This window comes from Caballeronia sp. ATUFL_F1_KS4A, assembly GCF_023630905.1.
Classification (GTDB): Bacteria; Pseudomonadota; Gammaproteobacteria; order Burkholderiales; family Burkholderiaceae; genus Caballeronia; species Caballeronia zhejiangensis.
The window spans coordinates 120,567-133,032 of the sequence record NZ_JALQEB010000039.1; the positions used below are offsets into that span (position 1 = coordinate 120,567).

General features: G+C 67.0%; 7 protein-coding genes. 5 read left to right on the plus strand and 2 right to left on the minus strand.

What is annotated here, in order from left to right:
• The first annotated feature begins 23 nt into the window (after positions 1-23).
• From NCS03_RS26065 to tssC, 5 genes are all read left to right on the plus strand, one after another.
• Entirely contained in the window at positions 24-1,757 is a 1,734-nt protein-coding gene (locus NCS03_RS26065; RefSeq protein ID WP_250530097.1) for a ShlB/FhaC/HecB family hemolysin secretion/activation protein, read from the plus strand.
• A gap of 28 nt (positions 1,758-1,785) precedes the next feature.
• On the plus strand, positions 1,786-7,125 hold the full coding sequence (locus NCS03_RS26070) for a beta strand repeat-containing protein (RefSeq protein ID WP_250530098.1): 5,340 nt from the start codon (positions 1,786-1,788) through the stop codon (positions 7,123-7,125).
• Between the two features lie 9 nt (positions 7,126-7,134).
• Positions 7,135-8,157: a type VI secretion system protein TssA gene (tssA, locus tag NCS03_RS26075; protein ID WP_175980200.1), complete on the plus strand. Its 1,023-nt coding sequence runs from the start codon at positions 7,135-7,137 to the stop codon at positions 8,155-8,157.
• Between the two features lie 85 nt (positions 8,158-8,242).
• Positions 8,243-8,752, plus strand: coding sequence for a type VI secretion system contractile sheath small subunit (gene tssB, locus NCS03_RS26080; RefSeq protein ID WP_008346450.1), 510 nt, complete (start codon positions 8,243-8,245; stop codon positions 8,750-8,752).
• A gap of 28 nt (positions 8,753-8,780) precedes the next feature.
• Entirely contained in the window at positions 8,781-10,298 is a 1,518-nt protein-coding gene (gene tssC, locus NCS03_RS26085; RefSeq protein WP_008346451.1) for a type VI secretion system contractile sheath large subunit, read from the plus strand.
• A gap of 32 nt (positions 10,299-10,330) precedes the next feature.
• On the opposite strand, the gene NCS03_RS26090 is transcribed toward tssC, so the two are convergent.
• On the minus strand, positions 10,331-11,116 hold the full coding sequence (locus tag NCS03_RS26090) for a PP2C family protein-serine/threonine phosphatase (RefSeq protein ID WP_008346453.1): 786 nt from the start codon (positions 11,114-11,116) through the stop codon (positions 10,331-10,333).
• A 13-nt stretch (positions 11,117-11,129) separates the two neighbouring features.
• The gene (tagH, locus tag NCS03_RS26095) at positions 11,130-12,464 is read right to left on the minus strand and encodes a type VI secretion system-associated FHA domain protein TagH (protein WP_175980199.1); all 1,335 of its coding nucleotides are present in this window, start codon (positions 12,462-12,464) and stop codon (positions 11,130-11,132) included.
• Between the last annotated feature and the right edge of the window lie 2 nt (positions 12,465-12,466).

A 12,466-nucleotide genomic window follows, 5' to 3' on the forward strand; every position in this document is an offset into this window, starting at 1 on the left:
GATCACCGGTGAGGATTGCAGAAGTGAACCAAGCCACGAAATCCCCATGCTTTTCCTCACGTTCGAAAGCGCGTGCGGCGGGCGTCGGCATCGTCTGTGCAAGCGCGTTCTCCGCGTGGGCGCAGCAGGTGCCGATGCCGGGCACGGCGCAAGTGCCGAGCGCGGGCACGCTGCTCAACGAGCAGCCGCGTCCGTCGACGTCCGCGCCGCCGCCGGGCGGTTCGAGCGCGCTGCCCGCGCCGCCGGCCGCCGCGCCGGAAGTGCCGGACGGCAAGAAGTTCACGCTGAAGAGCATTCGTTTCGCGGGCAACGAAACGCTGCCCTCGGACACGCTGCTCGCGCTCGTTTCCGACAGGATCGGCCAGGAAGTGTCGATCAACGATCTGAACGCCATGAGCACGAAGATCGCGCAGGCGTATCGCGAGCGCGGCTATCCGCTCGCGCAGGTCGTGATTCCGCCGCAGGACGTGACGAACGGCGACGTCACGTTCACCGTGCTCGAAGGCAAGATCGGCCGCGTGCGGCTGACGATGGCGCCCGGCGCGCCCGTCAAGGAATCGATGGTGCGCGCGCGGCTCGCCGCGATCGAGCCCGGCAAGCCGCTGCGGCAAAACGAACTCGAACGCACGATGCTCCTGCTGTCGGACCTGCCCGGCATTCGCGTGAGCTCGGCGCTGGAAACGGGCAGCGCGCCCGGCACCGTCGATCTGAACGTGACGGTCGAGCCGACGCGCCGCTGGAACTTCGCGGTTTCCGTCGACGACTACGGCGCGGCGCCCGCCGGGCGCTGGCGGCTCGGCGCGGTGGGACGGCTCGCGTCGCCGTTCGGCATCGGCGACAACCTCGACATCAACCTGCTCGCGGCCGAGCGCGCCGATACCGTCTACGGACGCATCGGCTACGACGCGCCTGTCGATGCGAGCGGCACGCGCGTCGGCATCGCGTATTCGCATCTGTATTACTACCTCGGCGAGCAGTTCTCCTCGCTGAACGCGCATGGCGATGCGGATGTCGTCACCGCGTCGGTGTCGCATCCGCTGATCCGCTCGCGCAGCCAGAACCTGCTGTTGCGCGGCGCGCTCGAATACCGCTCGCTCACCGACAAGATCGACAGCGTCAACTTCGACAATCCGCAGAAGCTGTATGTGGCGAGCGTCGGGCTGTCGTACGAGAGCCGCGACAGCTTTCTCGGCGGCGGCTTCAACAGCGCGGACGTGCAACTGGCGTTCGCGCATCTGAACATCGATTCGGCGCTCGCCGAGGCCATCGATCAGGGACCGTTCGGGCGCAACACGCAAGGCAACAGCGTGCGCCTCACGATGCAGGCCAATCGCCTGAACGCGATCACGCGCAATACGAGCTTTTTCATCGGCGTGTCGGGGCAATGGGCGAACCAGAACCTCGACAGCTCGTCGCGCATCACGCTCGGCGGGCCGCGTGCGGTGCGCGCGTATTCGCCGTCGGAATCCGTCGTCGATGAAGGGCTGATCGCCACGGCCCAGCTTCGCTATGCGGTGATTCCGTCGCTCACGCTGTCGACGTTTTTCGATATCGGCGTGGGCCGCTACAACGCGCGCTCGATTCCCGGACAGGGCGCGAACACCGTGACGCGCAGCGGCGTGGGTCTCGGCGCGTTCTGGAGCGGGCCGTACGGCATCACCGTGGATGCGAGCGTAGCCTGGCGCACGACCCGCGCCGACACCACCGGCGACGACAAGGTGCCGCGCGTCTACGTGCAGGTATCCAAATCGTTCTAGCGCGGAAACAGGAAACGAGGAGTTCGACATGAGCGACATCACCTGCCTACGGACCCGCAGGCATCGCCGGGAATGGGAGCGCGCGATCAGGCGTTTCGCCAGACGCGCCGCCCGTCACATGGGCGCCGATCTGAGGGTATCCGCGCTGTTGCCGCTCCTCGTGGTCGTCGCGGCGCCGGGCGCGTTCGCGTTGCCGGTCGGCGAGCAGGTTCAGGCGGGCAGCGTGACGGTCAACCGGCCAAACGCGACGTCGATGACGATCACGCAAGGCTCGCAGAAGGGCATCGTGAACTGGAACGGGTTTTCGATCGCGGGCAACGAGCGCGTCGATATTTCGCAGCCGTCGGCGCAGGCGGTGCTGCTCAATCGCGTCGTCGGCAATGAAGTCAGCCGCATCGCGGGGCAGCTCAACGCGAACGGGCAAGTGTTTCTCGTGAATCCGGCGGGCGTCGTGTTCGCGCGCGGGGCATCGGTGAATGTGGGATCGCTCGTCGCATCGACGCTCGGCATTTCGAACGACGCGTTTCTCGCGGGCAAATATCACTTCGCGCAGGGCGGCGCGGCGGCCGGCAAGGTGTCGAACCAAGGATCGATCACGGCCGCGACCGGCGGCGCGGTCGCGTTGCTCGGCGCGCAGGTCGACAACAGCGGACTCGTCAGCGCGACGCTCGGCAAGATCGCGATCGGCGCGGGCAGCGACATCACGCTCGATTTCGCGGGCGACGGCCTCACGATGCTGAAGGTGAACGACAAGGTCGCGAACGCGCTCATCGGCAATTCGGGGACGCTGCAGGCGGACGGCGGACAGATCGTGATGTCGGCGCGCGCCGCCGACGACGCCGCGGCGAGCGTGCTCAACCAGACGGGCACGGTGCGCGCGAGGAGCGTCGAGTCGCGCAACGGGCGCATCGTGCTCGATGGCGGATCGGCGGGCGAGACGGATATCGGCGGCAGCGTCGATGTCAGCGCGCCCGATTCGGGCAAGGGCGGACAGATCGACGTGACCGGCTACCACGTCGCGGTGAGCGACGGTGCGCGTGTCGACGCGAGCGGCGCGGGCGGCGGCGGCCGCGTGCGTGTGGGCGGCGGCGCGGCGGGCAAGGCGCCGGACATCGTCAACGCCGATGCGCTCTGGATGAGCCCGAACGCGCACGTCATGGCCGATGCGCTCGTCGCGGGCGACGGCGGCAACATCGTCATGTTCGGGACGGAAGCGGCGCGCGTGTACGGCGAGCTTTCCGCGAAGGGCGGGCCGGGCGGCGGCAACGGCGGGCTCGTCGAGACGTCGGGCAAGTATCTGGCGACGGACGGTGCGCGGATTCACGTCGAGGCGCTGCGCGGGCACGGCGGGCAATGGCTGCTCGATCCGTCGAGCATCGAAATCGTCAATACGGCGCCGTCGAGCGTGAGCACGGGCACCACCGACAGCACGTCATGCTGCTCGCTTCAGGCGCTCAGCACGAGCCTGGGTCCGGCTCTTTCCACGACGACGAATCCGGTGACGTTCACGCCGGGCGCGGGCGACAGCTACGTGCTCGCGTCGGACATCACGTCGCAACTGAACCGGGGCGCGTCGGTGACGATCTCGACCAGCAAGGACGGCGGAGGCGAATACAACGGCGACATCACGATGCTGAAAGGGACGAGCATCACAAAGACCGCCGCCGACAACGAAGGCACGCTCACGCTGAGCGCCAACGGCTCCATCACCGTGCTCGGAACCATCGGCGGCGCGGCGGGCGACCAGCGGCCGGCGGGCAAGCTGAACGTCGTGCTCGACGCGAACACGGGCGCCTCGGGGCAAAGCAACATTCTGCTTTCCGGCGCGTCGATCAGCACGAATGGCGGTTATCTGGCCATCGGCGTGCCGCAAAGCGTTGCCGGGACGCCCGCCGCCGCGAAGCGCTTCGACGGCGCGGCGGTCGGCATCATCGACTCCAGGATCGACACGACCGTGCCGCAAGGCCCGACCGGTCTCGCGAGCGGCTCGGTGACGATCAACGGGCAAGGCACGCTCAAGGTTCCGGACACGATTTTCGGGATCAGCGACACGGACGTGGGCCTAACGAAGAACCAGGCCTATGCGCCCGTCACCATCAGCAGTTCGAGCATCGCCACTTCGGTCAGCGACATTTCCGTGTCGGGGCAGGCCGGCGGCGACTTCGGGGCGCCGGCGGGCGTCGCCATCGGCGGGACATCGAGCCTGCGCACGTCGTCGGGCAACATCAGCATCACAGGCAGCGCGCCGACCACCAAGGAGCGCGTGCAGACGTTCACCGACATCTACGGCGTCGCGCTTCGTCCGGCATCGCTCGGTCCGTCGACGGCGCTATTGAGTACCACGACGGGCAACATTTCCATCACCGGTACGGGACCGGCGATGGATAGCGCGGTCAGCTCGGTGAGCGGCGGCGGCGTCCTGATCGCGCCGACGGCACGCCTCGACCAGAGCACCACGGTCATACGGACCGGGTCGGGAAACGTGAACATCATCGGCAACGGGATGTCGATCGGCACCGCGTTCGGCGGCGTGAGCGGCGCGGGCGTGATGTTGCGGCCGGAATTCCTCGGCTCGGGCGTCGGTCCGCTCGTGCATACCGGCTCGGGCAACGTCTCGATTTCGGCCTCCGCGACCACGATCGCGAACCTGAACGGGGGAACGCTGTCCGGCGCGGGCGTGAGCATCGCGGCGGACGGGGGCCAAGGCTTTCCCTTCAGCCCGTCCGTCGTTTCGGACGCCGGCAATATCTTCGTTACGGGCAACGGGGCGAGCGTCACGGGAACCGTGAGCGGCGGAACGGTTGGCGGCTCGGGCATCGCCATCGGCGGATCGTCGGTTGCGCTGAGCACAGGCGGCGCGGGCAGCATCACGCTCAACGGCAACGGGCCGAAGGTGCAGGCGCTCAACACCGGATCGGTGTCGGGTTCCGGCGTGAGCATGGTGGCGGCGTCCGTCTCCACGAACATCAACTCGATCAGCACGGCGAACGCACCGCTCGTGCAGACGCAGACGGGCCGCATTTCGATCGACGGCAAGGGGCCCGCCGTGCAGACCGTGGCCTCGCTTTCGACTTCGACCTCGGTGTCGACCGGCATCGGCAGCGTGACCGGCGACGGCGTGAGCCTGCTGCGGGCTTCGCTCAGCACGAGCGCTGGCGGGATCGTTCCGGTGATTTTGTCCGCGAGCGGCGACGTCGATGTTCACGGCACCGGGGCGGTCGTGCAGCGTTCGCCCGGGCGTGTCGGGGGCAACGGCGTGCGGATCATCGGCACGTCGCTCGGCACCGGCGGCGCGATGAGCATTACGGGAACGGGCGCGACGGCCGGCGGCGGCAGCGCCGCGGTCGCGGGCGCGGGTGTGTACGCGCAGAACGCGCGGATCTCATCGACCGGCGCGGACGTGTCGATCACCGGCGCGTCGGCGAACGGCAAGCGGCGCTACGTTCCGGCGATCGAGGGCAACGAAGAACCGGTTCATTTCGACGGCGTGCATCTCGAAGCATCGGATGTCGCGGCAAGCGGCGGCAGACTGTCGATTCGCGGCACCGCGCCCGATGGCATCGCCGCCTACGGCGTGTTCGTGGCGGGCATGAGCCCGGCGCTCGGCTTGCACGCCGACGGCGCGGTCACGATCTACGGTCTGGGCAGCGGCGCGGACGGCGTGGCGCTGGCAGGCACGTCGTCGTCGAATCGCGGCGTCGTCGGCTCGGCGAACGGTTCGATCGATATTCGCGGCGGCACCAACGGCCAGCTCGACGCGAACGGCGCGCATGGCAAAGGCGTATCGCTCGCCGATGTGACGCTTCAGGCCAACGCGCCCGCGCAGACGGTGTCGGTCACGGCATCGACACCCGCCGACGCCGCCACCGCGCTGTATATGAACCGGGCGACGCTCTCGGCGGGCGACCACGGCACGATCGTCGTGCGGGCGTCGAACTCGGGCAAATACGGCTTCGTGTTCGACGATTCGGGCAGCACGTTCTCGTCGCGCTTCGGCACGGTCGTGTTCGTGCCCGGCAAGGTCGGCGCGGACTTCGACATCGTCGGCGACAACGCGCAGGCGATCAACGTGCTCGGCGCAAGCAGCGGCCTCAGCATCGGACCGTCGATGCTCGGCGCGATCGCGTCGAACATCGCGACGGTCGTCATCGGCTCGTCGACCCAGACCGGGAAGATCACGGTCAGCCTGCCGCAAGGCTTCGCGCACGACCTCACGCTGCAGAACACGGGCGCGGGCAGCCAGGGCATCGATCTGCCTTCGGGCGCCGCGATGCCGGACAGGACGCTCGCGCTCGATTCGTCCGGTCGCGTCACCGATCCGGGCGGCATAAAAGCGCAGACGCTTTTGCTCGCGGGCGGCGGCGACTTCGATCTCGCCGACGCGGGCAACGACGTCAAAGTGCTCGCGCTGTCGGGCGCGCATGACGTGCGGTTTGCGACGGCGGGTGGCTTCACGATCGGCACGGCGAGCGCCAATGGTTTCGACGGCGCGACGGGCAACCTCGCCAGAATCGGCGGATCGCAGCCGAACGTCACCGGCGACCTCACCGCGATTTCCGATGGCGGCGCGATCGCGATCGGAACACCCGGCACGCCCGGCGCGCCGACGCACCTGAGCGCGGGCGGCAGCATCGACCTCGTGATGGAGCGCGGCGTCTTCGACAACGCGTCGGGCGGCACGATCGGCGCGGGCAACGCGTGGCGCATCTGGGCGGCGACGCGCAACGGCGAGAACCGCAACGGCGTCGATCCGGGCGGCGCGCTGCCGAACTTCTACGGCTGCGTCTACGGCGGATTCTGTAGCTGGAACGGGCAGCCGTCGCAGAGCGTCGTGCCGGCGGACGGCAACCACTTCGTCTACGCCGACCGGCCGACGGTCACCGTCACCATCGGCAGTCAAACGCGCGAGCAAGGCGGAGCGAACGGCGCGTTCGGTTTCGACGTCAGCGGTCTGCTGGCCGGCGATCGGCGCAGCACGTCCGTCGTCGCGGGACGGCTCGGCTCGTCCGCGACGACGATATCGGCGGCGGGCGTGTATGGCATCGACGGCACGTTTTCGTCGCCGGTTGGCTACAACGTCGTCGTGGAGCCGGGCACGCTGACCGTCACGCCGATGCAGCTTCAGGGCGCCGTTTTCAACACCAGCGGACTTCAGCCGCTTTTCACGGCGCAGGAACAGACCTTCGTCTACGAGAGCAATCTGGGCGCGGTCAACATCTGCGTCGGCACGAACGAGCCGATCCTCGCGCTGCAACAGCCCGAAGGCGACGCCGACGCGCTCGCGGCGGAATGGAAGCGCGTGCGCTCGCGGCCGAATCTGAACAACTGTCTGGTCGTGAACGGACAGCACGGCTGCGGCGAGTTTTGAGGAGCCGCGATGATCGACATCGAACCGCTCCTCGCGCCGACAGAAACGATGCCGCCCGCAGGCATCGATCTGGAATACGACGCGGCGTTTCTCGAATTCGAAGCGCTCGCGCGCGGCATGCCGCAGCGTCAGTTCGACGTGCTCGTCGAGCCGCCGCCGTGGAACGACGTGCTGGAGCAGGGCGACGCGCTGCTCGCGCGCTCGAAGGATGTGCGCGTGGCGATTGCGTGGACGCGCGCGGCGGCGCATGTCCACGGACTCGCGGGCTTTCATGCGGGTTTGCGCCTGCTGACGGGCCTCGTCGAGCGCTATTGGGACGGCCTCTTCCCGCCGCTCGATCACGATGACGACAACGATGCCGTATTGCGCATCAACGCGCTTGCGCCGCTCGCCGATGCCTACACGCCGTTCGCGGAAGCCGAGACCTTGCTGCACGATCTGCGCGAATGCGAAGTGTGTCGCGTGCATGGCGAGCGGCTCGCCGTGCGCGACATTCTGGTGGCGCAGGGCAGGCTCGCGCCGGAGGAAGGCGCGAACGCCGCGACGCCGGCGCGCGTGGAAGGCATGCTCGCCGATGCCGTGGCGCAGGATGCCGAGCTTCTCGCGAATGGGCTCGATCTGCCGCGCGCCGTGCAGACGCTGTGCGCTTGCCTGACGGAGAAGCTCGGCGCGGAACGCGCGCCTTCGATGACCGCGCTGACGATCGCGACGCGTCACGTCGCCGCGCAGTTTCGCGCGTTCGCTTCGACGGACGCGCCCGAAGCATCCGCCGACATCACGAAGATGAAAGAAGCGCCGACGCTTCGTCGCGCGATTGCTCGCCCCGGCGAGATCGCGACGCGCGACGATGCGCTCGCCGCGCTCGACGCGGTGTGCGCGTTTCTCGAACGCACCGAGCCGACCAATCCCGCGCCGCTGTTGATCCGCCGCGCGCGCGGATTGATGGGCAAGGATTTTCTCGCGGTGATGCAGGATCTCGCGCCCGACAGCCTCGCGCAGATTCATCTGATCGCGGGGACGAGGCCGCAGTGAGCGCGGGTTCTCGAATCGAGTCTTCAATCCGGCCACAACTCGTTCGTTTTAATTGCGTGGCTCATGCCCACTCGAAGGAGACGTCATGGCAACCAGCAGTCAGAAATTCATCGGGCGCAATCGTGCGCCGCGCGTGCAGATCGAATACGACGTCGAAACTTATGGGAGCGAGAAGAAGATTCAGCTTCCGTTCGTGATGGGCGTGATGGCCGATCTCTCCGGCAAGCCCGCCGAAGCGCTGCCGCCCGTCGATCAGCGCAAGTTCCAGGAGATCGACATCGACAACTTCGACAGCCGCATGAAGGCGATGCATCCGCGCGTCGCGTTTCAGGTGCCGAACAAGCTGACGGGCGAGGGCAACATCAGCGTCGATATCACGTTCGAGAACATGGACGATTTTTCGCCCGCGGCCGTCGCGCGCAAGGTCGATGCGCTCGCGAAGTTGCTCGAAGCGCGCACGCAGCTCGCGAATCTCGTCATCTTCATGGACGGCAAGAACGGCGCGGAAGAACTGATCGCGCGCGTGCTCGACGATCCCGCGCTGCTCAAGACGCTCGCCACGGCTGCGCCATCCGCGGCTGCTGCAGCCGAATGAGACCCGAGAGCCTTGAAAGGAAACGACCATGTCCGACATTCCGCAATCCGCCGAACCGCAAGCCGAAGCGCCTTCCGCGTTGCAGGGCGCGCTGCTCGAAGGCGACGATCTCGCCGCGCTGCTCAACCGTGAGTTCCGTCCGAAGAGCGACGAAGCCAAGAGCGCCGTGCAGACGGCCGTGCAGACGCTCGCGCAGCAGGCGCTTTCGCAGACGAAGCTCGTTTCCGGCGATGCGATTCGCTCGATTCAGGCGATGATCGCCGAGATCGACGCGAAGCTCACCGAGCAGGTCAACGAAGTCATGCATCACGCGGACTTCCAGAAGCTCGAGGGTTCGTGGCGCGGGCTGCACTATCTCATCAACAACACCGAAACCGACGAGATGCTCAAGATTCGCGTGATGAACATCTCGAAGAAGGATCTAGGCAAGACGCTCAAGCGCTTCAAGGGCGTCGCGTGGGATCAGAGTCCGCTTTTCAAGCAGATTTACGAGCACGAGTACGGGCAGTTGGGCGGCGAGCCGTTCGGCGCGCTGATCGGCGATTACTACTTCAACCAGACGCCGCCCGATGTCGAGATGCTCGGCGAAGTGTCGAAGATCGCGGCATCGGCGCATGCGCCGTTCATCGCCGCCGCCGATCCGAGTCTCTTGCAGATGGACTCGTGGCAGGAGCTGGCCAATCCGCGCGATCTCACCAAGATATTCGGGACACCGGAATATGCGAGCTGGAGATCGCTGCGCGCATCCGAGGATTCGCGTTACATCGGTCTCGCGATGCCGCGTTTTCTGGCGCGCGTGCCGTACGGCGCGAAGACCGAACCGGTCGATGAATTCGACTTCGAGGAAGACACCGGTTCCGCGGATCACACGAAATACACGTGGGCGAATTCCGCTTATGCGATGGCGGTGAACATCAACCGGTCGTTCAAGTTGTATAGCTGGTGCTCGCGGATTCGCGGCGTGGAATCGGGCGGCGCGGTCGAAGGTTTGCCGGTGCACAGTTTTCCGACCGACGACGGCGGCGTCGATATGAAATGCCCGACCGAGATCGCCATTTCAGACCGGCGTGAGGCGGAACTGGCGAAGAACGGTTTTATGCCGCTGATTCATCGCAAGAACTCGGATTTCGCGGCGTTCATCGGCGCGCAGTCGCTGCAAAAGCCGTTCGAGTATGAAGATCCGGACGCGACCGCGAATGCCGCGCTTGCCGCGCGGTTGCCGTATCTCTTTGCTTGCAACCGCTTTGCGCATTATCTGAAGTGCATCGTGCGCGACAAGATCGGCACGTTCAAGGAACGCTCGGATATGGAGATCTGGCTCAACAAGTGGATCACGCAGTACGTCGATGGCGATCCGGCGAATTCGTCCGAGCACACGAAGGCGCAAAAGCCGCTCGCGGCCGCGGAGGTCAAAGTGCAGGAAGTGCCGGGCGCGCCGGGGTATTACACGTCGCAGTTCTTTTTGCGGCCGCATTATCAGTTGGAAGGGCTGACGGTGTCGCTCAGGCTGGTTTCGAGGTTGCCTTCGGCGAAGCAGGCGGCTTGATGCGTGGTTGGTTGGAAGATTGCCCGCGATGGTTACGTCGCGGGCATTTGCATCACCGTCACCTGCGAAGCATCCCCCACCCAAACCGCGCTGGCACTAAAGTTATCGTGCCCCGGCCGCGCGGCCTCACGCAGATGCGCCACCATCAGATCCAGCCACGCTTGAGGCGTCCGAGCGCGCCCGATCGCATCGATCATCACCGACTCGTCGAGATACTCCCAAAACCCATCGGTGCAAAGCAGAAAGGCGTCGCCCTCCGCGATGAGAAACGGCTCATCCGACGCCGCGATCGACAGATCATCCGCCGTTCCGAGCGCCGAAAACAGCACGTTACGGCGCGGATGCGTTCGCACGTCGCGGCTCTCCAGCAGATTCGCATCGATCATGCTCTGCACGAGACTGTGATCCTGCGTTTGCACAACCGTCGCGCCGCGCCGGAAGCAGTAAAGCCGCGTGTCGCCGCAATGCGCCCACGCCGCGATGCCCGTGCTTTCGTCGATGCCGAGCAGCACCGCCGTCGAACGCATCTGCGAAAGATCGCGGTCGTGCTCCTGCGCATCGATGATCGCGTCGTTCGCGCGCAGCAGCACACGCAACAGGTTCGGCCCGGTCAGCGCGACGCCCGCCGATGCCACGCGCGTCAATTCCGCGAGCACGGTATCGACCGCGATGCGCGATGCCGCATCGCCGCCGCCGTGACCGCCCGCGCCGTCCGCGACCACGCTCGCAAAGAGCGCCGCATGCCGCCACGTCGCCAGCGCGTCCTCGTTGCGCGACCGGCCGCCCACATCGCTCACGCTCGCGGTTTGCAATTGCATGTCGTGTCTCTCGTTACCGGCGTTGTTTAAGCTCGTCGATCTGCGCCTCGTAGGCGGCGACGAACGCTCGGCCGAACAGCGTATGGAAATCTTCGGTGGCTTCGCGCGAAAGCTGGCCGTACATCTCGATGAAAAGATCCCAGCAGCGCGCGCGGCGATTCAATCCTGGCAGCACGCCGTCGAGCAGCGAGCGCCCGGACAGCCGCGCCTCGATGCGCTGCGGCTCGAAGCGCTCGAACACGCCGTCGAGCGCCGCGCGCATCCCCGCGACCATGCCGACCTGATGCGCCCGCAGATCGGCGTACGCATCGTCGAGGGCGGCGGCGGGCGGCATGAAGCCGCGCATCTGCGGATTGAGCAGATGCATGAGCGCGGCCTCCACGTTCGGCGAAAACTTGAGCGGATTGTTGTCCGACGCTTCGATCATCGTCGCGCCCGTTCGCATCTCGCGCTTGAGCGCGGCGCGCGCGGCGAGCAGTTCGAGCGTGCCGCGCGCCGCTTCGCGCAGCAGCTCGCCGAGAAGCTGCATCAGCGCGGGCGTCAGCGCATCGATACGCACGCCGTGCGTGTTCAGCCCGCGCAGGAAGGCATCGACGAGCGCGCGATCGTCGGCGAGCTCCGCTTTCGATGCAACCGCTGACGGCGTCGGCGCCGATCGCGGACGCGGCGGCGTGAACGCGCTGTGCAGTTCCGATCCGGCGTCCGGCCGCGTCGCGGGCGTCCCGGCGGGGCGCGCCGCGGCCGTCAGGCTGGCGAACGGATCGGCATCGTGCGCGGTGTTGGGCTGCGCAAGCGGTTCGACGAGCGGATCGGTGATCGACGCTCCGTCGGACGACGCGCCCGGCGCGAGGTCGAACAACTCGTCGATCGAGCGTTTGCCCGCCGGATCGTCGAAGCCGAAGTCGAAGTGTTCGGCAGCTTTCGGCTTCGGCGTGTGGAGGTTGGCGTCGAAATCGCCAGGCGCCGACGAACCCGCGTCGAACAATCCCGCGAACGGATCGTCCGATGGCGCGTTGGCCGTGACCGTATCGTCATCGACGCCGATATGCGCGCGCAGCTGATAGCCGCCGATCTGCACTTCGTCGCCGTGCGCGAGCGCGACTTCCTGGCCCGGATCGAGCGGCGCGCCGTTGACGAGCGCCGGATTGCTGCCGCGGTCGATCAGCAGAAAGCGCCCGTCGCGCCACTCGATCTGCACATGCAGACGCGAGACCGTGCGCTCGGCGTCATCGAGCACGAGCCGGTTCGTGACCGCACGCCCGACCGTGCCGCCGTCGGCATCGAAGGTCGCCGAGAGCGGCACGCGCGGCGGCTGTCCGTTGTGAAGCGTCACCGTGAGCGTGAGCATGG